Below are 26873 nucleotides of genomic sequence, written 5' to 3' on the forward strand. Positions count from 1 at the left end.
GCCAGCGCCCCCAGCCGACCGCCTCAGGCTCTTTCAGGCTCTTCAGGAGACACAGTGAACGACTTCCCCGGCAGCGGCATCTACGCCCGCACGCAGGCCGAGTACACCGGTCCTCGTGCGGAGTCCCGCTACGTCATCCCGCGCTTCGTCGAGCGCACCTCGCAGGGCGTGCGTGAGTACGACCCGTACGCGAAACTGTTCGAGGAGCGCGTGATCTTCCTCGGCGTGCAGATCGACGACGCCTCCGCCAACGACGTCATGGCGCAGCTGCTGTGCCTGGAGTCGATGGATCCCGACCGTGACATCTCGGTCTACATCAACAGCCCCGGTGGTTCGTTCACGGCTCTCACGGCCATCTACGACACGATGCAGTTCGTGAAGCCGGACATTCAGACGGTCTGCATGGGTCAGGCCGCCTCGGCCGCCGCGATCCTGCTGGCCGCCGGCACGCCGGGCAAGCGCATGGCGCTTCCGAACGCCCGCGTGCTGATCCACCAGCCGTACAGCGAGACCGGCCGCGGCCAGGTCTCGGACCTCGAAATCGCGGCGAACGAGATCCTCCGGATGCGCGCGCAGCTGGAAGACATGCTGGCCAAGCACTCGACCACGCCGATCGAGAAGATCCGCGAGGACATCGAGCGCGACAAGATCCTCACCGCTGAGGACGCGCTCGCGTACGGCCTGATCGACCAGATCATCTCCACCCGCAAGATGAACAGTTCCGCGATCGTCTGACGTATCGCTGTATCGTCTGCCGCTCGTCTGTCGCCCATTGGCGTGGTGCACGACAAAGTGAACCACGCCAAGGGGGGCCCGAACGGGGGGCTCGGCAAGGTACCGTCGGACATAAGGCAGCACCAGGAGCCGCTGGACCTAGGCGTCTCCCAGGCGAAGGGGAAGCACACCGTGGCACGCATCGGTGACGGCGGCGATCTGCTCAAGTGCTCGTTCTGTGGCAAGAGCCAGAAGCAGGTCAAGAAGCTCATCGCAGGCCCCGGTGTGTACATCTGCGACGAGTGCATCGATCTCTGCAACGAGATCATCGAAGAAGAACTCGCGGAAACGAGCGAGGTCCGCTGGGAGGAACTCCCGAAACCCCGCGAGATCTACGAGTTCCTGGAGGGGTACGTGGTCGGCCAGGAGTCGGCCAAGAAGGCCCTCTCGGTCGCGGTGTACAACCACTACAAGCGGGTCCAGGCGGGTGAGAACGGCGGCGGTCAGAACCGGGACGACGCCATCGAGTTGGCGAAGTCCAACATCCTCCTGCTGGGCCCCACGGGCTCCGGCAAGACTCTGCTCGCCCAGACACTCGCCCGCATGCTCAACGTCCCGTTCGCCATCGCCGACGCGACGGCGCTGACGGAGGCGGGCTATGTGGGCGAGGACGTCGAGAACATCCTGCTGAAGCTCATCCAGGCAGCGGACTACGACGTCAAGAAGGCCGAGACGGGCATCATCTACATCGACGAGATCGACAAGGTGGCTCGTAAGAGCGAAAACCCGTCGATCACGCGGGACGTGTCCGGTGAGGGCGTCCAGCAGGCCCTGCTGAAGATCCTCGAAGGCACGACGGCCTCCGTCCCGCCGCAGGGCGGTCGCAAGCACCCGCACCAGGAGTTCATCCAGATCGACACGACGAACGTCCTGTTCATCGTGGGCGGCGCCTTCGCGGGCCTGGAGAAGCTCATCGAGTCGAGGGCCGGCGCCAAGGGCATCGGCTTCGGTGCCACGATCCGCTCGAAGCGCGAACTCGAATCCAAGGACCAGTTCGAGGCCGTCATGCCCGAGGACCTGGTGAAGTTCGGCATGATCCCCGAGTTCATCGGCCGGCTGCCCGTCATCACCTCGGTCCACAACCTCGACCGGCCGGCGCTCCTCCAGATCCTCGTGGAGCCGCGCAACGCGCTCGTGAAGCAGTACCAGCGCCTCTTCGAACTCGACGGCGTGGAGCTGGACTTCGAGCGCGAGGCCCTCGAAGCCATCGCGGACCAGGCGATCCTCCGCCAGACCGGCGCGCGCGGCCTGCGCGCCATCATGGAGGAGGTCCTCCAGGCGGTGATGTACGAGGTCCCGTCCCGCAAGGACGTGGCCCGCGTGGTCATCACGGCCGACGTGGTCCTGAGGAACGTGAACCCGACCCTGATCCCGCGGGACGCCCGCGGGCGCGGCCCGGGGGAGCAGAAGACGGCGTAAAGCAGTCCTGCGGGGCGAGTCCTGATAGGGCGAGTCCTGTACGGCGAAGGGGCCCCGGTCAACCGACTGGGGCCCCTTCGCCGTTGCTGTGCTCGCCGTCGACGCGCGCGCTCACACCTTGACGCGGATGTCCTTGCGGAGCTTGGCGGCGAGTTCGGCGGTGTCGGCGGCCGTACCGCCCTTGCCGGTGGCGAAGGACCCGAGGTCGAACGAGAGGACGTCGACCACGGTGCTGTGGTCGCCCCAGATGCAGAACGGCATGTTGACGGTCTTGGCCGTGCCGGCCGTGCTCTCCTTGTTGGTGATCTCGGCGACCTGGCACTTCATGATGGCGCCGTCGAGCCCCGCGGGCGTGACCGTCTCGGGGCTGCCGACCAGCTTGCCCGTGCTGTCCCCGGAGCCGTCGTCCTTCGCGGCCTCCGACTTCAGCTTGGCGAACATGGCGTCCACGACGGCCTCGGGGTCGTCGATCGTGCCGTACACGCCGCTGAAGGTGAGGTCCTTGGCGGTGAGACCGGTGCCCTGCTCATAACCGCTGCTGACGTCCTTGGGGTTCTTGACGCCCCACTTCTCGAAGTCCTTGATGTCGTCGTCCGTCATGGAGTCGGCACTCGCGCTGTCGGACTTCTTGTACGTCCCGTCGAGCACCGTCGTCGGAGCGATCAGCTTGTGCGGGCCGTCGTCGGCGACCGAACCGCTGCCACCGCTGCCGCCGCCGATGACGAAGTACGCCCCCACGGCGATCGCGGCGACGACCGCCACCGCGCCGATGACGAGCGCCGTCTTCTTCTTGCCGCCGCCGGGCGCGGGCGGCTGCGGAACGCCGTAGGGCGGCTGGCCGTAGGGAGGCTGCTGGCCGTACGGCGGCTGCTGGCCGTAGGCGGGCTGCTGACCGTAAGGCGGCTGCTGGGGCGGGGCACCCTGGGGAGGCTGCTGGGGGTAGCCGTAGCCGGGCTGCGGAGGGGACTGCGGAGCCTGCTGCGGGTAGCCGTAACCGGGCTGGGGGGCCTGCGGCGGCTGACCGTACGGTCCGGGCTGCCCCGGTTGACCGTACGGTCCGGGCTGCTGGGGCGGCCCGCCGTACGGGCCCGGCTGGTTGTAGCTCATCTCTGGGTTCCCCTCCAGATGCTTATGTGTTCCTGACATCCTGGCGTAACCCCTGGGGCGCCAAGGCATCGGGGGACGGACCGTTACGAAAGAATCCTGTTTAGGGACAAAGCCGTGACGCCCCTAAACTGACCCCGTGACCGAGAACTCTCAGCAGCCGCAAACAGCGCCCACTTCCGAACTGCCGACCCAGTACGCGCCGGCCGGGGTAGAGGGGAAGCTGTACGAGCGCTGGGTAGAACGGGGTTACTTCGCGGCCGACGCGAAGAGCGACAAGCCCGCGTACACCATCGTCATCCCGCCGCCGAACGTCACCGGGTCGCTGCACCTGGGCCACGCCTTCCAGCACACGCTCATGGACGCCCTGACGCGCCGCAAGCGCATGCAGGGCTACGAGTCGCTGTGGCTGCCGGGCATGGACCACGCCGGTATCGCCACCCAGAACAAGGTCGAGCAGCAGCTCGCCGAGGAGGGCAAGTCCCGCCAGGACCTGGGGCGCGAGGAGTTCGTCGAGCGCGTCTGGCAGTGGAAGGAGGAGTACGGCGGCAAGATCCTCGGCCAGATGCGCCGGCTCGGCGACGGCGTGGACTGGTCGCGCGAGCGGTTCACCATGGACGAGGGGCTGTCCGAGGCCGTCCAGACCATCTTCAAGAAGCTGTACGACGACGAGCTGATCTACCGCGCCGAGCGCATCATCAACTGGTGCCCCCGCTGTCTGACGGCGATCTCCGACATCGAGGTCGAGTACCAGGAGGACGACGGCGAGCTGGTCTCGATCAAGTACGGCGAGGGCGACGAGACCCTGGTGGTCGCCACCACCCGTGCGGAGACGATGCTCGGCGACACGGCCGTCGCGGTCCACCCCGACGACGAGCGCTACAAGCACCTGGTCGGCAGGCGCATCAAGCTGCCGCTGACCGACCGCACCATCCCCGTCGTCGCGGACACCCATGTCGACCCCGAGTTCGGCACCGGCGCCGTCAAGGTCACCCCCGCCCACGACCCGAACGACTTCGCGATCGGCCAGCGCCACGGCCTGGAGTCGATCACGGTCATGGACGAGCGGGCGGTCATCACGGTCCACGGTCCCTTCCAGGGCCTGGACCGCTTCGAGGCCCGCTCCGCCATCGTCGGCGCGCTGCGCTCGCAGGGCCGGATCGTCGCCGAGAAGCGCCCGTACGTCCACTCCGTGGGCCACTGCTCGCGCTGCAGGACGACCGTCGAACCGCGGCTGTCCATGCAGTGGTGGGTCAAGGTCGCCCCGCTCGCCAAGGCGGCCGGTGACGCCGTCCGTGACGGCCGGGTCGCGATCCACCCCGCGGAGATGTCGAAGCGCTACTTCGACTGGGTCGACAACATGCACGACTGGTGCATCTCGCGGCAGTTGTGGTGGGGCCACCGCATCCCCGTCTGGTACGGCCCCGAGGGCGAGGTCGTCTGTGTCGGCCCCGACGAGGAGCCGCCGGGCACCGAGGCCGAGGGCTGGAAGCAGGACGCCGACGTCCTGGACACCTGGTTCTCGTCCGGCCTGTGGCCGTTCTCGACGCTGGGCTGGCCCGAGCGGACCCCGGACCTGGAGAAGTTCTACTCCACCGACGTCCTCCTCACCGGCCACGACATCATCTTCTTCTGGGTCGCCCGGATGATGATGTTCGGCCTGTACGCGATGGACGGCGAGGTCCCCTTCAAGACCATCGCCCTCACCGGTCTGGTCCGCGACGAGCGCGGCAAGAAGATGTCGAAGTCCTTCGGCAACGTCGTCGACCCGCTCGACTGGATGGACAAGTACGGCTCCGACGCCGTCCGCTTCACCCTCGCCCGCGGCGCCAACCCCGGTACGGACGTGCCGATCGGCGAGGACTGGGTCCAGGCCTCCCGGAACTTCGCCAACAAGATCTGGAACGCCACCCGCTTCGCGCTGATGAACGGCGCGACGGTCCAGGGCCCGCTCCCGGACCCGTCCGACATGACGGCGACGGACCGCTGGATCCTCTCGCGTCTCAACGAGACCGTGGCCGAAGTCGACGCGTTCTACGACGACTTCCAGTTCGCCAAGCTGTCCGACGCCCTCTACCACTTCGCGTGGGACGAGGTCTTCGACTGGTACGTCGAGCTGTCCAAGACGACGTTCATGGCGGGCGGCGAGTCGGCGAAGGTCTCGGGCCGGGTCCTGGGCGAGGTCCTGGACGTGACGCTCCGTCTGCTCCACCCGGTCGTCCCGTTCGTGACGGAGACGCTCTGGACGACGCTGACCGGTGGCGAGTCGGTCGTGATCGCCGACTGGCCGACCGACAGCGGCTTCCGCGACGCCGCCGCCGAGCGTGAGATCGAGACGCTTCAGCAGGTCATCACGGAGGTCCGCCGCTTCCGCGCCGACCAGGGACTGCAGCCCGGCCAGCGCGTTCCCGCCCGGCTGACGCTCGACGGCACGGCGCTCGCTCCGCACGAGGCGGCCATCCGGCAGCTGCTGCGGCTGCAGCCGGAGGGCGAGGCCTTCGCGGCCACGGCGACGCTGCCGGTCGCGGGTGCCACGGTGGCGCTGGACCTCTCCGGCACGATCGATGTCGCGGCGGAGCGCAAGCGGCTCGCCAAGGACCTCGCCGCGGCCGAGAAGGAGAAGGCCCAGGCGAACGGCAAGCTCGGCAACGAGGCGTTCCTCGCGAAGGCGCCGGACCAGGTCGTCGAGAAGATCCGTACGCGGCTCGCCAAGGCCGACGAGGACATCGCCCGCATCCGGACCCAACTGGACCGCCTGCCGGAGGCGTAGCCATCGGTCGTACTTCGGCTGCGGGCAACGCCCACCCGGGTCTCGCGCAGTTCCCCGCACCTCTGAGAAGGGGCGCGGGGAACCACGCGATCCTTTGGGGGTCCGGGGGCGGAAACCCCGCTGTCCCCGCGGCTCCGTAGACTGGCACGGTGAGTGACCTCCCCCCGCATGACAGCGGTGCGACAGACGAGCCGGAACCCCGCGACCCGCTCGGCCGTTTCGACGAGATCGTCGAGGCCGAGACCGACCGCGACCCCGACCTCGCGGTGATCGAGGCCAGCAGTCGTACCCTGCGCACCCAGGGCGTCGCCGGTCAGCAGCCCGACATCCCCACGCGCCCGGCCGACCCCGAGGTCGACAACGCGCTGCGCGAGGTGGAGGCCGAGCTCGCCACCCGCTGGGGCGAGACCAAGCTGGAGCCCTCCGTCAGCCGTATCGCCGCGCTGATGGACGTCCTGGGCGAGCCCCAGCGCGCGTACCCCTCGATCCACATCACGGGCACGAACGGCAAGACCTCCACCGCCCGCATGGTCGAGGCCCTCCTCGGCGCCTTCGACCTGCGCACGGGGCGCTACACCAGCCCCCACGTCCAGTCGGTCACCGAGCGGATCAGCCTCGACGGCGCCCCGGTCTCCGCCGAGCGGTTCATCGAGACGTACCACGACATCAAGCCGTATGTGGAGATGGTCGACGGACAGCAGGAGTACCGGCTGTCGTTCTTCGAGGTGCTCACCGGCATGGCGTACGCGGCCTTCGCGGACGCCCCCGTCGACGTGGCCGTCGTGGAGGTCGGCATGGGTGGCAGCTGGGACGCCACCAACGTGATCGACGGGGACGTCGCCGTCGTCACCCCCATCGATCTCGACCACACCGACCGGCTCGGCGGGACGCCCGGCGAGATCGCCACCGAGAAGGCCGGCATCATCAAGCCGGACGCGACCGTCATCCTGGCCCAGCAGCCGGTGGACGCGGCCCAGGTACTACTGAAGAAGGCCGTCGAGGTCGACGCGACCGTGGCCCGGGAGGGGCTGGAGTTCGGCGTCGTCGCCCGGCAGGTCGCCGTCGGCGGGCAGTTGCTCACGCTGCGCGGGCTCGGCGGGGAGTACGAAGAGGTCTTCCTGCCGCTGCACGGCGCCTACCAGGCGCACAACGCCGCCGTGGCGCTCGCCGCCGTCGAGGCGTTCTTCGGCGTCGGCGCCGGGCACACCCAGCGGCTCGACAACGACACCGTCCGCAAGGCCTTCGCCTCGGTGACCTCGCCGGGCCGCATGGAGGTCGTACGCCGCTCGCCGACCGTCGTCCTGGACGCCGCGCACAACCCGGCGGGCGCCCGCGCCACCGCCGAGGCCGTCGGCGAGGCCTTCGACTTCAGCCGGCTGATCGGGGTCGTCGGCGCGAGCGGAGACAAGAACGTACGGGAGCTGCTGGAGGCCTTCGAGCCGATCTTCGCCGAGGTCGTGATCACCCAGAACTCCAGCCATCGCGCGATGGACGCCGACGAGCTCGCCGGGATCGCCGTCGAGATCTTCGGCGAGGACCGGGTACAGGTCGAGCCGCGGCTCGACGACGCGATCGAGGCCGCGGTCACGCTGGCCGAGGAGGAGGGCGAGTACGCGGGCGGCGCCGTGCTCGTGACCGGCTCCGTCATCACCGTCGGCGAGGCCCGGCTGCTTCTGGGGAGGGGCTGACCGCTGTGCGTACGCTCTGTGCTTCGACTCTGATCGGCGAGTTCTTCGTCATCGGCTTCGCCGGGCTCGTCGCGATGAAGAACCCCGATCTGTCCACGGCCACGGTGTGGACGGTCAGCGGGATCTTCATGGCGGTGACGGTGCTGCTCTGCGGGATGATCACCCGGCCCGGGGGTGTCCAGCTGGGCTGGGCGCTGCAGATCGCGCTGATCGCCAGTGGGTTCGTCGTGGGGTCGATGTTCTTCCTGGGGGCGATCTTCGCGGCGCTGTGGTGGGCCTCGGTGCACTATGGGCGGAAGATCGACGAGGCCAAGGCGAGGTTTGCTGCGCAGGCGGAGGCGGGCGGGAACCCGGCGTAGGGGTTTTTCGCCCCCACCGGGGGAATCCGGGGCGCGGCCCCGGTCTTGGGGGCGCGGGGAACTGCGCGGCGAGCTCCCGCTCACCCGTGGTCGAAGAACCCCGAAGAACCCCGAAGAACCCCGAAGAACCCCGAAGAACCCTGAACGTCCCCGCACGCCTGACTCTGCGTAACACCCACCCGGACACGCCCTGTAGCCTCGATCACCCGCACACTTGTGACCCGAAGGAGCCACCACCGTGAGCCAGCGCACCCTCGTCCTCCTCAAGCCCGACGCCGTCCGGCGCGGCCTGACCGGCGAGATCATCAGCCGTATCGAGCGCAAGGCCGGCTGGCAGATCACCGCGCTGGAGCTGCGCACACTGGACCAGGACACCCTGGAGCAGCACTACGGCGAGCACAAGGGCAAGCCGTTCTACGAGCCGCTGGTGGAGTTCATGGCCTCCGGCCCGGTCGTCGCGCTCGTCGTCGAGGGGGACCGCGTCATCGAGGGCGTGCGCGCGCTCGCCGGCCCCACCGACCCCATCGCCGCCGCCCCCGGTTCCATCCGCGGCGACTACGGCGTGATCGTCCGGGAGAACCTGATCCACGCCTCCGACTCCGAGGAGTCCGCCGAGCGCGAGCTGAAGATCTTCTTCCCCGGCCGCGTCTGACGCATCCCGGGGCGGATCCCGACGCGCACCCCGACGCGCACCCCGACGCGCACCCCGACGCACCTCCCGAGTCGCGTTCCCAGCCGTCTCCCGGGTAGCGTCCGAGCCGTACCGACATCACGATTCCAAGATGTTCTTGTAACGGCTTGTAACGTCTCACAAAGGCTTGTAATCGACTGGCGCCGCACTTTGATGTCTGATCGGGGACGGCCGTGGAAATTTCCGGTCGTCCCGCGGCATACGGGTGCCGATCGGGGGAACGCGTGCCCCCGTTGGCCCGTCTCCAGAAGCGGGGCGCCGCCACGCATGCTGACAATGGCGAAGACCCTCGCGCAGTGTCCGCGCGGGCGCGTCTACGATGGAAGCGATCACGTCACTGCACCCACCTCGCCGTTCCTAAAAAGCCGTCAAAGCTCCACTTGGGAAGGCCAGACGAATCCTGATGGGGAACTCAATGTCGTTCATCGGCCGTGACATGGCTGTCGACCTCGGGACCGCCAACACGCTGGTGTACGTCAGGGGTCGCGGGATCGTACTCAACGAACCTTCCGTCGTCGCGATCAACACCAACACCGGTGGCATCCTCGCGGTCGGCTCGGAGGCGAAGAAGATGATCGGGCGGACCCCGGGCAACATCGTTGCCGTGCGTCCGCTGAAGGACGGTGTCATCGCCGACTTCGAGATCACCGAGCGCATGCTCCGCTACTTCATTCTCAAAATCCACAAGCGGCGCTACCTCGCCCGCCCCCGTGTCGTCGTCTGTGTGCCCTCGGGCATCACGGGCGTCGAGCGCCGTGCCGTCATCGAGGCGTCGTCCCAGGCCGGCGCCCGCCAGGTGCACATCATCGAGGAGCCCATGGCCGCGGCCATCGGCTCGGGCCTGCCGGTCCACGAGGCCACGGGCAACATGGTGGTGGACATCGGCGGTGGCACCACGGAGGTCGCGGTCATCTCGCTCGGCGGGATCGTCACCGCCCAGTCCATCCGGGTCGCGGGCGACGAGCTGGACAACGCGATCATCCAGCACATCAAGAAGGAGTACAGCCTCCTCCTCGGTGAGCGGACCGCCGAGCAGATCAAGATCACGATCGGTTCGGCGTACGACCTCGACAACGACGAACACACCGAAATCCGCGGCCGGGACCTCGTCTCCGGGCTGCCCAAGACCGTCGTCATCTCCGCGGCCGAAGTCCGCAAGGCGATCGAGGAACCCGTCAACGCGATTGTCGACGCCGTGAAGACGACGCTCGACAAGTGCCCGCCGGAGCTTTCGGGCGATGTGATGGACCGCGGAATCGTGCTGACCGGTGGCGGGGCGCTGCTGCGCGGACTCGACGAGCGACTGCGCCGCGAGACCGGCATGCCGATCCATATCGCCGAGGACCCGCTGGACAGCGTGGCGCTCGGCTCCGGTAAGTGCGTCGAGGAATTCGAGGCGCTCCAGCAGGTTCTGGACGCCCAGCCGCGCAGATGAGGTAACTCTTCGATTCCGCCGTACGAGATGAACCCTTCTCGTACGGCGGATCGTTGATATCGAGGCATAAGCTCCCCCATAACACCCTTGGGCGTCATCACTCGCTCGGGGTGCGTTCCTGTTGACCTGTTCGGACCCGATCCGAACCATTCCGAACCATTCCGACGAGGAAGGCACGGCCGCCGCACGTGAGGGACACACGAGAGAGCCGGCTGCTCCTGGTGCTGCTGATCGCCATCGCGTTCGCCTTGATCACGGTGGACATCCGCGGAGGACAGGACTCACCGGTCCAGGGTGCCCGCCAGGCCGCCGCGACGGTCTTCGGCCCGATCGAGAACGGGGTCTCCTCCGCGGTCGACCCCGTCGGCAACGCGATCGCCGCGGTCCGCGACTCCGGCGACCGGCACGATCGCATCGCCCAACTCGAGCACGACAACACGGCGCTGAAGGCCAAGCTCGGCAGTAAAGACCGCAACCGCAGCCGGCTCACCCAGCTCGACAAGATGCTGAAGGTGGCCGGGGACGGGCAGTACGGCATCAAGGGCGCCGAGGTCATCGCCATAGGAGCGGCCCAGGGCTTCTCCTGGACGGTGACGATCGACGTCGGCGCCAACGACGGTATCCAGCGCGACATGACCGTCCTGAACGGCGACGGGCTCGTCGGCCGGGTCACCACCGTCGGCCCGAACACCGCGACCGTACTGCTCGCCAACGACCCCGACTTCACCGTCGGTACGCGCATGGAGTCGACCGACGAACTCGGCTTCGCCTCCGGTCAGGGCGACCGCCCGCTGCGGGTGGAGATGCTCAACGGCAAGGCGAAGATCAAGAAGGGGGACCGGCTGGTCACCTTCGGCTCGCAGGCCGACAAGCCCTTCGTGCCCGGCGTCCCGGTCGGCGTGGTCTCCCGCGTCGACCCGTCCGGCGGCGACCTGACCCGCACCATCTACGTCACTCCGTATGTCTCGTTCTCGAAGCTCGACATCGTCGGCGTCGTGGTCGAGGCCCCCCGCAAGGACCCACGCGACACGGTGCTGCCGGCCAAACCCAAACCGACGCCCACGCCGACCGTGACCGTGACGGTCACCCCCTCGGCGTCCGCGCCCGCCACCGGCCAGTAGCCGTAGGAGCTGAATCCCATGCGTTTCAACCGGATGCTGCTCTCCGTCACCCTGGTGGTCGTCGCCCTGGTGATCCAAGTGAGCGTCCTCGCCCGGCTCCACCTCCCGGGCGCCGTACCGGACTTGGTGCTCCTCACCGTGCTGGCCCTCGCCATGGTCTACGGCCACGTGGGCGGCGCCCTCATCGGCTTCGGCGCGGGGCTGCTCGCCGACCTCGCCCCGCCCGCCGACCACGCCGCCGGGCGCTACGCCCTCGTGCTGTGCGTCATCGGCTACCTCGCGGGGCTGGTGAAGCCCGAGAACGGCCAGCTCAAGTCCGCCACCGGCCCGATGACCGTGGTCGTCGCCGCCGCCATCGGCTCCACCCTGCTGTACGCCGGTGTCGGCGCCCTCGTCGGTGACACCGCCGCCCGCCATGTCGGCCTCGGCAGCCTGCTGTTCACGGCCGCCCTGTACGACCTGCTGCTCGCACCGTTCGTGGTCCCGGCGCTGATGGCGCTGGCCCGGCGCTCCGAGGGCAACCCGCTCGGCGAGAACGGACCGTCCGGGAAGTCGGCCGATGTCGCCTCGGGCTGGCTGTCCTCCGGCACCGGCCTGCGCATCGGCAGCCAGCGCGGCCTCAGGGTCAAGGCCGCCCGGGCGCGCGTCGCCCGCGCGGGGCGCATCAAGGGAGTCAAGCGCCTGTGAGCCCACAACAGTTGACCGACCCTGGGGTCAGGGCCCTCAGGTTCACCGTGTACTCGTATGCCTTGTACACACACTGAGAGGGGGAGGCAGCACCAGTGACCAACATTCCCGAGACCGGCAGGACCCCACGGGTCCAGATCCGACTCGTCGTCATCCAGATCCTTGTCCTCTCCCTCCTCGGCACCCTCGGCGGCCGCCTCTGGTACCTCCAGATCCGCAACGGCCAGGAGTACGCCAAGGAAGCCTCCGGCAACCACGTCCAGCAGGTCGTCCAGCCCGCCGTGCGCGGCTCGATCCTGGACGCGCGCGGTGTGCCGATCGCCGACAACGAGACCCGGCTCGTGGTCTCCGCCTCGCGCACCGACCTGCTGAAGATGAAGGACGACGGCAAGGCGGTCCTGACCAAGCTGGCCGGTGTGCTGGACATGAAGCCCGGGGACGTCATCCAGAAGGTCCGGCTGTGCGACGCGAAGACGCCGCAGCCGTGCTGGAACGGCTCCCCGTACCAGCCCATCCCCATCACCGACGAGGCCACCGCCAAGCAGGCCCTGCAGATCCGCGAGCGCTCCGAGGACTTCCCCGGCATCACCGCCGAGCCCGAGGCCGTACGCCGCTACGCCGGCCCCGGCAAGGCCAACACCGCGCAGGTCCTCGGCTATCTCTCGCCCGTCACGGACTCCGAGATCACCCAGGCCAAGGACAGCAGCTCGCCGTATCTGCGCTCCGACCAGGTCGGCCGCTCCGGCCTGGAGCGCCAGTACGACAAGGAGTTGCGCGGCAAGGCCGGTGTCACCCGCTACGAGGTCGACAACCTCGGCCGTGTCATCGGCAAGGCCGAGAGCGACGCGGCCCAGTCCGGCTCCAACCTCGTCACCAGCATCGACTCCCGTGTCCAGCGGGTCGCCGAGTACGAGCTGGACGTGGCGATGAAGACCGCCCGTAAGCAGTTCGACAAGATCACCGGCGAGAACTACAAGGCCGACTCGGGCGCCGTCGTCGTGATGGAGGCCAAGACCGGCCGGATCGTCTCCATGGCGTCCGCCCCGACGTACGACCCGAACGCCTGGGTCGGCGGCATCTCCGCCAAGGACTACGCCGCGCTCACCGGCAAGAACTCCGACTACCCGCTGCTCAACAGGGCCATACAGGGTCAGTCCGCGCCCGGTTCGACCTTCAAGGTGGTCTCCACGGCCGCCGCGGTCCAGGCCGGTTACGAGTGGGACGGTGGCTACCCGTGCACCAGCTCCTACTCGGTCGGCGGCCAGGTCTTCAAGAACTTCGAGGGGGAGAGCTTCGGCCCCATCTCGCTCGGCCGCGCACTGGAGGTCTCCTGCGACACCGTCTTCTACGGCCTCGCGGACCGGGAGTGGAAGAAGGACGGCGGCATCAACCCGAAGAAGGGCCAGCCCAAGGACTACTTCTTCAAGACCGCCCACCAGTTCGGCCTCGGCAAGGAGACGGGCATCGACCTGCCCAACGAGGTCACCGGCCGCGTCCCGGACCGCCAGTGGAAGGAAAGCTACTGGAAGGCCAACAAGGCCGTCTGGTGCAAGACCGGCAAGAAGGACGGCGACTACGTCCAGAAGATCGCGTACGAGAACTGCCTAGAGGGCAACAAGATGCGCGAGGGTGACGAGATCAACTACTCCATCGGTCAGGGCGACACCCTCGTCACCCCGATCCAGGAGGCCATGATCTACGGGGCGATCGCCAACGGCGGCACCATCCACGCGCCGACCATCGGCAAGGCGATCATCAGCGCCGACGGCAAGACCGTCCAGGAGATCAGGCCCAAGGTCAACGGCAAGCTGCCGATCAGCAGGGCCACGATCAAGGGCATGGACTCGGCCCTGGAGGGCGTCGTCACCCGCGGTACCGCCGCCTGGAAGTTCGGCGGCTGGCCGCAGGACAAGATCGCGCTGCACGCCAAGACCGGTACCGCCGAGGTCTACGGCAAGCAGACCACCTCGTGGTTCGCCACGTACACCAAGGACTACACGGTCGTCATGACGATCGCCCAGGCCGGTACGGGTTCCGGTGCCTCCGGTGAGGCCGTGCGCAACATCTACAACGCGCTCTACGGCGTCCAGGCCGACGGCTCCATCGACAACTCGAAGGCTCTCCTCCCCACTCCCGAGAAGGGCCTGCCGAAGATCCAGACGGACGGTTCGATCGACACCCCGGAGATCTCCAAGGACCCGGTCAAGGACCTGCAGGCCAGCGAGTCGCCCTCGCCCGGGGCCACCGACCAGGAGCTGCCCGCGGGCACCACGCCGTCCTCGACGGCCAGTAACCGCAACACCCGAAGGCGTACGGACCGCCCGAAGAAGCGGCGGGGGACGAGGATCCTGACATGACCGGAGCGAACAACTTCTCCGTCTCCGGGTACGGCCCCGAGCGCGGCGGCCTGTCGCGGCTCTTCGCCCGTGACTCGCTGGCCCGCCGCCTCGACTGGCCGATACTGCTCTCGGCCATCGCCCTCTCCCTGATCGGCTCGGCCCTCGTCTACTCGGCGACCCGCAACCGCACCGAGATCAACCAGGGCGATCCGTACTACTTCCTCATCCGCCACCTCATGAACACCGGCATCGGCATCGGTCTGATGATCGGCACGGTCTGGCTCGGCCACCGCACCCTGCGTACGGCCGTCCCGATCCTGTACGGCCTCTCGGTCTTCATGATCCTGCTGGTGCTGACCCCGCTCGGCGCGACGATCAACGGCCAGCGCAACTGGCTCGTCGCGGGCGGACTGTCGCTCCAGCCCGCCGAGTTCACCAAGATCACGATCATCCTGGGCATGGCGATGCTGCTGGCCACCAGGGTGGACGCGGGCGACAAGCAGTACCCCGACCACCGCACGGTGCTGCAGGCGCTGGGCCTCGCGGCCGTCCCGATGATGATCGTGCTGCTCATGCCCGACCTGGGCACGATCATGGTCGCGGTCATCATCGTGCTCGGCGTGCTGCTCGCCTCCGGCGCGTCGAACCGCTGGGTGTTCGGCCTGCTGGGCGCGGGGGCGCTGGGGGCGGTCGCCATCTGGCAGCTCAAGATCCTCGACGAGTACCAGATCAACCGCTTCGCGGCCTTCGCCAACCCCAACCTCGACCCGGCCGGCGTCGGCTACAACACCAACCAGGCCCGCATCGCCATCGGTTCCGGCGGCCTCTTCGGCACGGGCCTCGGCCACGGCTCGCAGACCACGGGCCAATTCGTCCCCGAACAGCAGACGGACTTCGTCTTCACGGTCGCGGGTGAGGAACTGGGCTTCGTGGGCGCCGGCCTGATACTGCTCCTCCTGGGCGTGGTCCTCTGGCGGGCCTGCCGTATCGCCCGCGAGACCACCGAGCTCTACGGCACCATCGTCGCCGCCGGCATCATCGCCTGGTTCGCCTTCCAGGCCTTCGAGAACATCGGCATGACCCTGGGCATCATGCCGGTCGCGGGCCTTCCCCTGCCCTTCGTCTCCTACGGCGGCTCGTCGATGTTCGCGGTGTGGGTGGCGGTGGGGTTGTTGCAGTCGATCAGAGTGCAGCGCCCCATGTCGGCGTAGGCCTCCGGCGGTTGCGCGGCGAGGGGGTGGGGGCGGCCGGGGGGTTCTTGGCTGCCGGTGGGTGAGTGGGGGTTGGGCGCCGGCCCCGGGTTGTTCGGCTGCGGGTCGGTGGGGGGTTGAGCGCGCGGTTCCTCGTGCCCGTGGGGGTGGGGTGGTGTTCCGGGTTGTTCGGCTGTGGGTTGGTGGGGGTTGAGCGCGCGGTTCCTCGCGCCCCTGGGGGTGGGGTGGTGTTCCGGGTTGTTCGGCTGCGGGTTGGTGGGGGCTGGGTGCGCGGTTCCTCGTGCCTCTGGGGGAGTGGGTGTGTCCGGTGGTCTTGGGTGAGGGGCGCTGCCCATTCGCTCGCGTGTGCCTCGCTCATTCCCGTGCACCTCACCCACTGCGGTGCACCGCATCCAGCCTCGTGGTCGTATTCACCTCCGTTCAGCCCAGCCGCCCCCAATCGGCTCACTCACCCGCCTCGGGGGTCTGGGGGCGGTAGCTCCCAGGTTCGGGATGGGACGGGTAGGGGCGGCGGGGGCGAAAACTGGCCGGTCCCGACAGTCCCGAGGGCTCGGGCACTGCCATCCCGGCCCCACTGCCACTAGATTCAGGTCATGGCGGACACCAAGCGCGAAATCGAGCGGAAGTACGAGGGTCCCCCGGCCGGCGGCGACGCGCCACTCCCGGACCTGACCGGCGTCTCCGGAGTCTCGACGGTCATCGACAAGGGCGTCGCCGACCTCGACGCCACCTATTACGACACGGTCGACCAGCGGCTCTCCGCCGCCTCCCTCACCCTCCGCCGCCGCACCGGCGGCGACGACGCGGGCTGGCACCTCAAACTCCCCGTCTCCGAAGGCGTCCGCGACGAGATCCGCGCCCCCCTCTCCGACACCGTCCCCCGGTCCCTGACCGCCCTCCTCCGCTCCCGCATCCGCGAAGCCGAACTCGTCCCCGTCGTACGGCTCAGGTCGGCCCGCGAGGTCCGCCACCTCGTCGACCCCTCCGGCACCCTGCTCGCCGAGGTCAGCGTCGACCACGTCCGCGCGGAGCGCCTCGGCGGCGGCACGGGCACCGCCGAGTGGACCGAGATCGAGGTGGAACTCGCCGACGACGGCGACCCGGCCTTCCTCGACAAGGTGGAGAAGAAGCTCCGCAAGGCGGGCCTGAACCGGTCGTCCTCGGCGTCGAAGCTGGCGAGGGCACTGGACGAGACCGGCCCTCAGGGCGGGGCAGGGGCAGGGGCCGGCTCGAAGCGCGAGAAGGCGGCGGAGCCGATCCTGCTCACCGCGGGCGACCACGTCCTCGCCTACGTCCGTACCCAGCGCGACGCGATCATCGAACTCGACCCGGCCGTCCGCCGCGACCTGTACGACTCCGTGCATTCCCTGCGGGTCGCCACCCGCCGCATGCGCAGCACGTTCCGCTCGTACAACAAGGTCCTGGACCGCACCGTCACCGATCCGATCGGTGACGAGCTGAAGTGGCTGGCCGCCGAGCTGGGCGTCGACCGCGACCAGGAAGTCCTCACCGAACGGCTGACGGCGGCGCTCGACGACCTCCCGCGCACCCTGCTCACGGGCCCCGTCCGGACCCGCCTGCGCACCTGGGCGCACGCCCGCGGCTCCGGCTCCCGGCGCCGTCTGATCGCCGTACTGGACGGCAAGCGCTACCTCGACCTGCTGGCGTCACTGGACCGGCTGCTGGCCGACCCACCCCTGCTGGAGGCGGCCACGCGGGCCCCCGAGAAGGCGATCGCCAAGGCCGTACGGAAGGACTTCGCAAAGGTTTCCGACCTGATCGGCCAGGCCCTCGGCGAGCCGTCCGGCCACGACCGCGACCTCGCGATGCACGACGCCCGCAAGAAGGCCAAGCGCACGCGCTACGCGGCCGAGACCGCCATCCCCGCCCTCGGCGACCCCGCCGCCGCGCTGGTCAAGTCGATGAAGTCCCTGCAGAGCCTGCTCGGCGACCACCAGGACAGCGTGATGACCCGCGAGGCCCTGCGGGAACTCGCGGGCCAGGCGCACGGGGCCGGGGAGAGCTCGTTCACCTACGGCGTGCTGTACGGGCGGGAGGAGCAGCGGGCGGCGGCGGCCGAGGCGGCGCTTCCCGGGGAATGGGAGCCGATCGAGAGCATGGGCGGGGTCTGAGCGTACGGGGGCCGGTCCCGACCGCGTTAGGCTGGATGGTCACCCCTGCATCACCCCTGCATCACCTCTGCATCACCCCTGTCAGTACATCCCAGCTCACGAAGGTTCGCGAGATGCCTGCCGAAGCCGCTGTATCGGTGTTCCCGCAGCTTGAAGCTCTGCTCCCGCATGTGCAGAAGCCGATCCAGTACGTCGGCGGAGAGCTCAACTCCACGGTCAAGCCCTGGGACGCCTGCGATGTCCGCTGGGCGCTGATGTACCCCGACGCGTACGAGGTCGGACTGCCCAACCAGGGCGTCATGATCCTCTACGAGGTACTGAACGAGCGTGAGGGTGTCCTCGCCGAGCGTACGTACAGCGTCTGGCCGGACCTGGAGGAGCTGATGCGTGAGCACCGGGTTCCCCAGTTCACGGTGGACAGCCATCGCCCGGTGAAGGCCTTCGACGTCTTCGGTCTGTCCTTCTCCACGGAGCTGGGCTACACGAACATGCTGACGGCCCTGGACCTGGCCGGGATCCCGCTGGAGTCCAAGGACCGTACGCTCGACGACCCGATCGTCCTGGCCGGCGGCCACGCGGCCTTCAACCCCGAGCCGATCGCCGCCTTCATCGACGCGGCGATCATCGGCGACGGCGAGCAGGCCGTACTCGACATGACGGAGATCATCCGCGCCTGGAAGGCGGAGGGCCGCCCGGGAGGCCGCGAAGAGGTTCTCTTCCGCCTGGCGAAGACGGGCAACGTCTACATCCCGGCGTTCTACGACGTCGAGTACCTCGCCGACGGCCGTATCGCCCGTGTGGTCCCGAACAGGTCGGGCGTCCCGTGGCGCGTGTCCAAGCACACGGTCATGGACCTCGACGAGTGGCCGTACCCGAAGCAGCCCCTGGTCCCGCTCGCGGAGACGGTCCACGAGCGCATGTCGGTGGAGATCTTCCGCGGCTGTACGCGCGGCTGTCGCTTCTGCCAGGCGGGCATGATCACGCGTCCGGTGCGCGAGCGCTCGATCACGGGCATCGGCGAGATGGTCGAGAAGGGCCTGAAGGCGACGGGCTTCGAGGAGGTGGGCCTCCTGTCCCTCTCCTCCGCGGACCACAGCGAAATCGGTGACATCGCCAAGGGCCTCGCGGACCGGTACGAGGAGGACAAGGTCGGCCTCTCCCTCCCCTCCACCCGCGTCGACGCCTTCAACGTCGACCTGGCGAACGAACTGACGCGCAACGGCCGCCGCTCGGGCCTGACCTTCGCTCCCGAGGGCGGCTCCGAGCGCCTGCGCAAGGTCATCAACAAGATGGTCTCGGAGGAGGACCTGATCCGCACGGTCTCCACCGCGTACGGCAACGGCTGGCGCCAGGTGAAGCTGTACTTCATGTGCGGCCTGCCGACGGAGACGGACGAGGACGTCCTGCAGATCGCCGACATGGCGATGAAGGTGATCGCCGAGGGCCGCAAGGTCTCCGGCCAGAACGACATCCGCTGCACGGTGTCCATCGGCGGCTTCGTCCCCAAGCCCCACACCCCGTTCCAGTGGGCGCCCCAGCTCTCCGCCGAGGAGACGGACGCCCGCCTCACGAAGCTTCGCGACAAGATCCGCGGCGACAAGAAGTACGGCCGCTCGATCGGCTTCCGCTACCACGACGGCAAGCCCGGCATCGTCGAGGGCCTGCTCTCCCGCGGCGACCGCCGCATCGGCGCCGTCATCCGCGCGGTCTACGAGGACGGCGGCCGCTTCGACGGCTGGCGCGAGCACTTCTCGTACGACCGCTGGATGGCCTGCGCCGAGAAGACGCTGCCGGAGTTCGGCGTCGACGTCGACTGGTACACGACACGCGAGCGCACCTACGAGGAGGTCCTCCCCTGGGACCACCTCGACTCCGGCCTCGACAAGGACTGGCTCTGGGAGGACTGGCAGGACGCCCTCGACGAAACAGAGGTCGAGGACTGCCGCTGGACTCCGTGCTTCGATTGTGGCGTGTGCCCGCAGATGGACACGAGTATTCAAATCGGACCAACCGGTAAGAAGCTTCTGCCTCTGGTGGTCAAGAACGCTGCACCCAGCCCCAGCGGGCACGCGCACTGACGTGAGCGAGGAGGGGCCGGTCACTGCGTTGGCAGCGGTCGGGGCATCGGGTCGTCGACAGCCGAGGCAGCCACGGGCCTTGCTCAGAGGCGGAAGCTCATGACGTCTGGTGTTGATCGCTCGCCATTGGTCTTGGCTGTATCCATCCCGGGGCCGGGAACGGCCGGGTCGTCGGCGTGCATCGTGGCGGCCACAGGGGCGGTCGGCGTGCGGGCCGGGCTGCCCGGTTGTGTCACCGGTGGCCTTGCTGTTGCCTCTGCGCTGTTGCGGAGTGGCGCGGCACGGCGTTGGAATCAAGTGTGAGGCACTTTGGCGGCGCCGAGTCCGCCGGCCGTCCCGCTCCCGGTACGGGGCCCGGCCGGAAAGGGCTCAAGAACGACGCCCTGGGCATGTTCTCCTCGGTGGCCATGGGCCTGGCCTCGACCGGCCCGGCGTACAGCCTGGCCGCCACGCTGGGCATCATCGTGACCGGGGTCGGACTGCAGGCCCCGATCGTCACCATGCTGGCGTTCATCCCGATGCTGCTGGTCGCGTACGCCTTCCGGGAGCTCAACGCGAGCAACGCCGACTGCGGGACCACCTTCACCTGGGCCACCCGGGCCTTCGGACCGGGCACCGGCTGGATGGGCGGCTGGGGCCTCATCGTCGCCAACATCATCGTCATGGCGAGCCTGGCCGAGATCGCCGCCACCTACGGCTTCCAGTTGGTGGGCCTGGACGGACTGGCGGAGAACCGGCTGTGGACCACCGCGGCGGGCATCGCCTGGATCGTCGTGCTGACCGCGGTCTGCTACGTCGGCATCGAGTTCTCGGCGGCCGTCCAGCGCTGGCTGCTGTGCCTGGAAGTGCTGATGCTGATCCTGTTCGCCGTCGCCGCACTGGTCAGGGTCTACACCGACCCTCCGCCGACGGCGATCCACGTTTCCGCCTCCTGGTTCAACCCCTTCGAGGTGCCCTCGGTAAGCGCCCTGACCTCGGGCATTCTCGCGGGGGTCTTCATCTACTGGGGCTGGGACACCGCGTTCTCCGTCAACGAGGAAACCGTCGACAGCAGGTGCGTCCCCGGGCGCGCCGCGGTCATGTCCACCCTGCTGCTCGTGATCATGTACGGGCTGGTGTCCACTTCGGCGCAGGCGTTCGCGGGAGTCGGCGCCTCGGGCATCGGGCTCGGCAACACGCACAACTCGAACGATGTGTTCTCCGGACTGGGCGCGGCCGTGTTCGGGAGCGACGACACCGGGCTGTTCCTGTCGCGACTGCTGATCCTGATGGTGCTGACCTCGGCGTTGGCCTCCGCCGAGACCACCATCCTGCCCCTGGCCAGGACCGTCTTCTCCATGGCGGTCCACAAGGCCGTCCCCTCCCGGTTCGCCCGGGTCCACCGCAGGTTTCTCACCCCGACCTGGGGAACCGTCGGCACGGGTGCGGTGTCGATCGTCCTGCTGGTCCTGCTGACGGCGTTCAGCCGGAACGTCCTGGCCGACTCGATCGACTCGGTCGGTCTCGCGATCGCGTTCCAGTACGGACTGACGGGCTTCGCCTGTGTCTGGTACCACCGCAAGATCCTCACCCGCAGCGCCAAGGATCTGGTCTTCAAGGGACTGTTGCCGGGGCTCGGCGGGCTGATCATGCTCTTGCTGTTCCTCTACGCCACCTTCGTCGTCTACGCGGACCCCAGCTACGGCACGACCAGCGTCGACCTGCCGCTGATCGGCAGGATGGGCGGGGTCACCGTCCTGGGCCTGGGCGCGCTGCTGCTCGGTCTCCTGCTGATGCCGATGGTCACCCGTGGCCACGCGGTGGCCCTCAAACTCCAGCGGAGCCTGCTTCCGCGTTCCCTGCCGCCGCATGCCGCCGTCGACTCGGCCAGCCGCTATCTGCCCGCCGACAGCGGGTCCGGGGTGGGCGGCGACTGGTACGACGTCATCCCCCTGTCGGGCACCCGGGTCGGCCTGGTCGTCGGGGACGTGCTCGGTCACGGCCTGCGCGCCGCGGCCACCATGGGACGCCTGCGCACGGGGGTGCGCGTCCTGGCCCGGCTGGACCTGAGCCCGGACGAGCTCCTGTCCCGCCTGGACGACCTGGTCGAGCAGACCGTGTACGAGAGCGGTCCGGGCCAGCTGAGACCGCAGCCCGACGCGGCCCTGGGCGTGACCTGTCTGTACGCGGTGTACGACCCCGTCTCGGGGAAGTGCAGTCTGGCGCGGGCCGGGGAGTCGGTGCTGGTGGCCGTCGAACCGCACACGGGTGTCGTCGACTGTCCGGAGCTGCCTCCAGGACCGCCGCTGGGGATCGGTGGCGTGCCCTACCAGAGCATGGATCTGCAGCTCCCGCCGGGCAGTCTCGTCGCCCTCTTCACGGGCGGTCTCCTCCAGACGGCCGACGGCCGTGAGGCCGGGCTCGCGCAGCTGTGCCAGGTCCTCGCCGACGGCTCCAGGTCCCTGAAGGAGCTGTGCGACCGGGCGGTGACCACCCTGCTGCCCGGGCCGGTGGACGAGGACGCGACGCTGCTGCTGGCCCGTACGCGCCTGCTCGACCGGAACCAGTTCACCCAGTGGGAACTGCCCCCGGACCCGGCGGGGGTGGCCACCATCCGCACCGCCGTCAGCAAGCAGCTCGGCGACTGGGGGCTGGACGACCTGGCGTTCGCCAGCGAGCTCATCGTCAGCGAACTGGTCACCAACGCCATCCGCTACGTCGGCGGCCCGATCCAGGTGCGCCTGATCCGCGACCGGACCCTGATCTGCGAAGTCTCCGACACCGGCCACACCACGCCCAATCTGCGGCACGCCGCGAACGACGACGAGGGAGGCCGGGGTCTGTTCATCATCGCCCAGATGACCCACCACTGGGGCACGCGCTACACACCCACCGGCAAGACGATCTGGACCGAGCAGGACCTGCCGCCGACGGCCGGCCGGTAGCACTGGGTGTCCTGCTCGCGCCGCTGCCGGGGCTCGGCATCGTGCCGGGGATGGCGGCGGGCATGGCGGCCGCGTCCCCGCCGCGCTGCGGCTGCCCGTCAGATGTGTGGTGCTGGTCGTGCTCATGGTGGGCCACACGGGAGCGGTGCCGGTGATCTTCCTCGCCGCTGTGGTGTCCTTCGGGACCACCGAGTTGCTGCCGCAGGGGCCGGGGATCCCGCCGTTCAGCGGCGGAGGGCGTCGAGTGCCTCGTCCAGTGTCGTCGCGGCCATGATGAGGGAGAGATGGGTGAAGGCCTGCGGGAAGTTGCCGAGTTGTTCCCCGCTGGGGCCGATCTCCTCGGCGAACAGGCCGACGTGGTTGGCGTACGTCTGCATCTTCTCGAAGGTGTAGCGGGCCTGGGGGAGACGCCCGGCGCGGGCGAGGGCGTCGACGTACAGGAAGGTGCAGAGGCTGAAGGTTCCTTCGGAGCCGCGCAGTCCGTCGGGGGAGGCGTGGGGGTCGTAGCGGTAGACGAGGCTGTCGGAGACGAGGACGCGGTCCATGGCGTCGAGGGTGTTGAGCCAGCCGGGGCTGCGGGGGGCCAGGAACCCGACCCGGGGGACGAGCAGCAGGGAGGCGTCCAGGACGTCACCGTCGTAGTACTGGACGAGGGCCTGCTCCTTGTCGTTCCAGCCGCGCTCCATGACCTGTTCGAGGATGGTGTCCCGGGCCCGGGTCCAGCGCGCGGTGTCGGCCGGCCTGCTGAACTCGGCCGCCAGTTTCAGACCGCGGTCGAAGGCGGCCCAGCACATCACCCGGCTGTAGGTGAAGTCCTTGCGTCCGCCGCGGGTCTCCCAGATGCCCTCGTCGGGCCGGTCCCAGGAGTCGGCGAGCCAGTCGAGGGTGGCGGCGAGACCCTTCCAGCCGTGGTAGCCCGTCTGTTCGCCGACCTCGCGGCCCTCGGCCAGGGCGTAGAGGGCCTCGCCGTAGATGTCGAGCTGCAGCTGGTCGGAGGCGGCGTTGCCGGCCCGGACGGGATGCGAGCCGCGGTAGCCCTCGAAGTGGTCCAGGATCTCCTCCGTGAGATGGGGGTCGCCGTCGACCCGGTACATGATCTGGAGGGGTTCGTCGCCCGGCCCCTCGCGGTCGCCGAGGCGGTCGCCGAGCCAGCGCGTGAAGCGGGTCGCCTCCTCCACGAAGCCGAGGTCGAGCAGGGCCCGTACCGACAGGGAGCCGTCCCGCACCCAGGTGTACCGGTAGTCCCAGTTGCGCTCACCGCCGACCTGCTCGGGCAGTCCCATGGTGGCGGCGGCGACCGGGGCGCCCGTGGGGGCGTACGTGAGCAGTTTGAGGGTGATCGCGGAGCGGTGCACCATCTCCGTCCAGCGGCCGCGGTAGCGCGAGGTGCGTACCCACTTCTGCCAGAAGTCGACGTTCTCCCAGAGCTCTTCGGCGATCCCCTCGGCGGTGGGGGGCGATGGTGCCTTCCCGTCCGGCGCGCACACGGTGAACACCGCGGCCGCGGTCTCCCCGGCGTTGAGGGTGATGGCGCCCCGGACGTCGTGACCGTCCCGTTCGAGCGGGATGGTCCCCTGGAGGTAGGCGGTCGTCCCGGGGGCCCGGAACGTCGCCGTCTCCTGCGTGGGCGTGCCGTGCGTCAGGTCGAGTTCGTGGGCGGCCCGTGCGTAGTCGAACCGCGGCCGGCATTCGAGGGTGAAGCGTACGGTGCCGCGCACCGCGCGGACGACGCGCACCAGGCTGTGCCGGTCGGTCGCCGTCGGGCCCGGCTGGACCGGCATGTGGTCGACGATCTCGCCGACTCCGTCGGGTGACATGAAGCGGGTCACCACGACGGCGGTGTCCGGGTAGTAGAGCTGCCTCCAGGTGCCTTCGGGGTGCTCGGGCGCGAGCAGGAAATGGCCGCCGCCGTCGTGGTCGAGCAGGGCGGCGAAGATACTCGGCGAGTCGAAGCGCGGTGCGGCGAACCAGTCGATCACCCCCTGCGAGGAGACCAGGGCCGCGGTCTGCAGGTCTCCGACGAGCCCATGGTCGGCGATGGGCGGATAGCGGTCCATGCTGGTCTCCTTGTCAGGCTGCCGCAGCCGTCACGCGCCCCGAACGGACGGTGTCGACCGGTGCCTGGTGGTCCTTCTCGTTCTGGTCGGCACAGCGCTCGGCGACGTCCTTTTCGTCCCGCGACTGCCGTACGTGGAAGTCCCGTCGGCGCCCGTCGATGCCCGTCGATGCCCGCGGATGCCCGTCGATGCCGTGCCGGCGGTCCGGCCCGACTGCGTCTCGACGGCGTCCACCGGGCCGCCGCCGGTCGGACGACCTGAGGTCATCGCAGTCGCTCCGCGATACGGTCGCCGACGCGCAGGGCGTTGGCGATGGCGGTCAGCGAGGGGTTGACCGCTCCGATGCTCGGGAAGAAGCTCGTGTCGACGACGTACAGGTTGTCGAGGTCGTGGGCCTTGCAGTCGACGTCGAGGGCGGAGGAGGCGGGGTCGCGGCCGAAGCGGACCGTGCCCGCCTGATGCGCGGTGGCGCCGATGGGCATGCCCTTGTGCAGATAGATGCTGTGCGACAGCAGATGGTGTTCGTGCATGCCCAAGTGGCTCAGCATGTCCTGCAGTTCGTGCCGCAGTCGGTGCAGCCCGGCGATGTTGTTCTGCTCGTCGAGCGCGAGGTGGATGGCGCCGTCCCGGTCCAGGGTGACGCGGTTGTCGGCGCCCGGCAGGTCCTCTCCGCACAGCCAGAAGTCGACCGCGTGGTGGGCGAGCACCTCGAAGGGCATGTCGGGGGCGACGGCCCCGGCCCAGCGGGGTGCTTCGCCGTGGATCTGCTCGGAGTCGGACTTGCCGAGCATCTGGATGCCGCCGAGGGGGTAGTCCCAGTCGTCGGACCCCAGGTACCAGTCGTGCAGCGCCAGGGTCTTCTGGAACTTGGTGTCGTTCGGCTCCTTGGACACGGCCATCAGGGCCAGGTTGTTGTGCCGCATGTAGTGCCGGCCCACCACGTCCGAGCTGTTGGCCAGGCCCCGCGGATGCCGGTCGTTCGCCGAACGCAGCAGCAGGACGGCGGAGTTGACGGCGCCGCAGGCGACGACCACGATGTCGGCGCTGAACTCCACGGTCGAACCGCCCCCGATTCCGCCCGCGCCCCCGTCACCGTTCCCGCTTTCGTTCCCGCTTTCGTCCCTGTTTTCGTCCCTGTTTTCGTCCCCGACCGTCGCGACGACCGAGGTGACGCTCCGGCCGGTGGGGTCCGTTTCGAGGCGTCGCACGGCGGCGTGCAGGACCATCTCGACGTTGGGGTGTTCGAGGGCGGGGTCGACACAGATGACCTGCGCGTCGGACTTCGCGCCGACCAGGCAGGGGAAGCCGTCGACGCGGTCGCAGCGGATGCAGGCGCTGGCGTGGGTGGCCCGGCCCCGGTCGTCCTGGGTGAGGTTCACCCCGATCGGCAGGTGGAAGGGGTGCAGCCCCTGCTTCTCCAGGTCGTGGCTGAGCTGTTGGATACGCGGCTCGTGCTGCACCGGCGGGTGGGCGTACTGGGCGCTGGTGGGACCCTCGGTCGGGTCCTCGCCGTGCCGGCCGTGGACGAGGTAGAGGTGCTCGGCCCGGGTGTAGTACGGCTCCAGTTCCCCGTAGCTCAGCGGCCAGGCGGGCGAGACGCCGTCGTGGTGGCGGAGTTCGCCGAAGTCCTCGGGGCGCATACGGAAGAGCGCCGCGCCGTAGAACTTGGTATTGCCGCCCACGTAGTAATTGACCTCGGGCGGGAACTGGTTTCCGTGTTTGTCGAACCAGAACTCCGGCGCGCGGTATTTCCCTTTGACGAAAACCGAGGTGGAATTCCAGTTGTCGCGTTCGCGGGGCAGATAACCGCCACGTTCGAGGAGGAGGATCCGCTTCCCCGTGGGCGCCAGCCGGTGGGCGATCGTGCCACCGCCCGCACCGGTGCCGATGATGATGACGTCGTAGTGCTGCGCCTCGGTCATGCCGGCCACCGTCCTCGGAGCGTGATCCGGTTCCGCCGGGTGAAGTGAATGGGGCATGCCCCGAATGGTGAATGGGACAGGCCCTCACATACTGCGGACATCTGGCCCGATCACCGCGGACTGCTGCCCCGACCACCAAGGTATCCCTGGGTGATACTTCCG

At 69.0% G+C, this 26873-nt stretch carries 17 protein-coding genes; 14 read left to right on the top strand and 3 right to left on the bottom strand.

All coding sequences use genetic code 11. From position 1 onward, the window contains the following. Positions 1-54 precede the first annotated feature (54 nt). Both RV986_RS34520 and clpX read left to right on the top strand, forming a co-directional pair. Positions 55-735 (top strand): ATP-dependent Clp protease proteolytic subunit, encoded by a 681-nt coding sequence (locus RV986_RS34520; RefSeq protein WP_060897739.1) that lies wholly within the window; start codon positions 55-57, stop codon positions 733-735. Positions 736-906: 171 nt separating this feature from the next. Next, a complete protein-coding gene (gene clpX / locus RV986_RS34525) occupies positions 907-2193 on the top strand; it encodes an ATP-dependent Clp protease ATP-binding subunit ClpX (RefSeq protein ID WP_475921122.1) in 1287 nt (428 codons plus the stop codon). A gap of 111 nt (positions 2194-2304) precedes the next feature. On the opposite strand, the gene RV986_RS34530 is transcribed toward clpX, so the two are convergent. Continuing rightward, positions 2305-3300: a hypothetical protein gene (locus tag RV986_RS34530; protein ID WP_475921123.1), complete on the bottom strand. Its 996-nt coding sequence runs from the start codon at positions 3298-3300 to the stop codon at positions 2305-2307. A 136-nt stretch (positions 3301-3436) separates the two neighbouring features. Between RV986_RS34530 and RV986_RS34535 the strand changes: the two genes are divergently transcribed. The 12 genes from RV986_RS34535 to RV986_RS34590 all read left to right on the top strand — a co-directional run bounded on the left by RV986_RS34535 (position 3437) and on the right by RV986_RS34590 (position 22732). Then, positions 3437-6067: a valine--tRNA ligase gene (locus RV986_RS34535; RefSeq protein WP_475921124.1), complete on the top strand. Its 2631-nt coding sequence runs from the start codon at positions 3437-3439 to the stop codon at positions 6065-6067. Positions 6068-6216: 149 nt separating this feature from the next. After that, positions 6217-7755: a bifunctional tetrahydrofolate synthase/dihydrofolate synthase gene (folC, locus tag RV986_RS34540; RefSeq protein WP_475921125.1), complete on the top strand. Its 1539-nt coding sequence runs from the start codon at positions 6217-6219 to the stop codon at positions 7753-7755. Positions 7756-7760: 5 nt separating this feature from the next. Continuing rightward, positions 7761-8114, top strand: coding sequence for a DUF4233 domain-containing protein (locus RV986_RS34545; protein WP_475921126.1), 354 nt, complete (start codon positions 7761-7763; stop codon positions 8112-8114). A gap of 238 nt (positions 8115-8352) precedes the next feature. After that, on the top strand, positions 8353-8766 hold the full coding sequence (gene ndk / locus RV986_RS34550; protein WP_475921127.1) for a nucleoside-diphosphate kinase: 414 nt from the start codon (positions 8353-8355) through the stop codon (positions 8764-8766). Positions 8767-9220: 454 nt separating this feature from the next. Beyond that, positions 9221-10240 (top strand): rod shape-determining protein, encoded by a 1020-nt coding sequence (locus RV986_RS34555; protein ID WP_355492528.1) that lies wholly within the window; start codon positions 9221-9223, stop codon positions 10238-10240. 188 nt (positions 10241-10428) lie between these two features. Then, positions 10429-11361 carry a rod shape-determining protein MreC gene (mreC, locus tag RV986_RS34560; protein ID WP_475921128.1) on the top strand — a complete coding sequence of 311 codons (933 nt, stop codon included), beginning with the start codon at positions 10429-10431 and terminating at the stop codon, positions 11359-11361. Positions 11362-11379: 18 nt separating this feature from the next. Beyond that, positions 11380-12048 (top strand): rod shape-determining protein MreD, encoded by a 669-nt coding sequence (gene mreD, locus RV986_RS34565; protein WP_475921129.1) that lies wholly within the window; start codon positions 11380-11382, stop codon positions 12046-12048. A 95-nt stretch (positions 12049-12143) separates the two neighbouring features. After that, entirely contained in the window at positions 12144-14405 is a 2262-nt protein-coding gene (gene mrdA / locus RV986_RS34570) for a penicillin-binding protein 2 (protein WP_475921130.1), read from the top strand. Then, the gene (gene rodA, locus RV986_RS34575) at positions 14402-15598 is read left to right on the top strand and encodes a rod shape-determining protein RodA (protein ID WP_475921131.1); all 1197 of its coding nucleotides are present in this window, start codon (positions 14402-14404) and stop codon (positions 15596-15598) included. Before mrdA ends, rodA begins: the two co-directional genes overlap by 4 nt. 593 nt (positions 15599-16191) lie before the next feature. Continuing rightward, on the top strand, positions 16192-17730 hold the full coding sequence (locus RV986_RS34580; RefSeq protein WP_475921132.1) for a CYTH and CHAD domain-containing protein: 1539 nt from the start codon (positions 16192-16194) through the stop codon (positions 17728-17730). 113 nt (positions 17731-17843) lie between these two features. Continuing rightward, complete coding sequence (locus tag RV986_RS34585; protein WP_475921133.1) at positions 17844-19808, top strand: TIGR03960 family B12-binding radical SAM protein; 1965 nt, start codon at positions 17844-17846, stop codon at positions 19806-19808. A gap of 299 nt (positions 19809-20107) precedes the next feature. Further along, positions 20108-22732 (top strand): amino acid permease, encoded by a 2625-nt coding sequence (locus RV986_RS34590; protein WP_475921134.1) that lies wholly within the window; start codon positions 20108-20110, stop codon positions 22730-22732. A gap of 224 nt (positions 22733-22956) precedes the next feature. Here the strand turns inward: RV986_RS34590 and RV986_RS34595 are convergent, their stop codons facing one another. Then, positions 22957-24789 carry a glycoside hydrolase family 15 protein gene (locus RV986_RS34595; RefSeq protein ID WP_475921135.1) on the bottom strand — a complete coding sequence of 611 codons (1833 nt, stop codon included), beginning with the start codon at positions 24787-24789 and terminating at the stop codon, positions 22957-22959. Positions 24790-25052: 263 nt separating this feature from the next. Next, positions 25053-26711: a GMC oxidoreductase gene (locus RV986_RS34600; protein WP_475921136.1), complete on the bottom strand. Its 1659-nt coding sequence runs from the start codon at positions 26709-26711 to the stop codon at positions 25053-25055. Positions 26712-26873 lie beyond the last annotated feature (162 nt).

The sequence above is a fragment of the Streptomyces sp. RLA012 genome (genome assembly GCF_056270325.1).

Bases quoted from the DNA above. Each gene is read 5' to 3' on its own strand.
- RV986_RS34530 (WP_475921123.1), bottom strand. From the start codon at position 3,300: ATGAGCTACAACCAGCCGGGCCCGTACGGCGGGCCGCCCCAGCAGCCC.
- RV986_RS34555 (WP_355492528.1), top strand. From the start codon at position 9,221: ATGTCGTTCATCGGCCGTGACATGGCTGTCGACCTCGGGACCGCCAAC.
- mreD (WP_475921129.1), top strand. From the start codon at position 11,380: ATGCGTTTCAACCGGATGCTGCTCTCCGTCACCCTGGTGGTCGTCGCC.
- rodA (WP_475921131.1), top strand. From the start codon at position 14,402: ATGACCGGAGCGAACAACTTCTCCGTCTCCGGGTACGGCCCCGAGCGC.
- RV986_RS34580 (WP_475921132.1), top strand. From the start codon at position 16,192: ATGGCGGACACCAAGCGCGAAATCGAGCGGAAGTACGAGGGTCCCCCG.
- RV986_RS34585 (WP_475921133.1), top strand. From the start codon at position 17,844: ATGCCTGCCGAAGCCGCTGTATCGGTGTTCCCGCAGCTTGAAGCTCTG.
- RV986_RS34595 (WP_475921135.1), bottom strand. From the start codon at position 24,789: ATGGACCGCTATCCGCCCATCGCCGACCATGGGCTCGTCGGAGACCTG.
- RV986_RS34600 (WP_475921136.1), bottom strand. From the start codon at position 26,711: ATGACCGAGGCGCAGCACTACGACGTCATCATCATCGGCACCGGTGCG.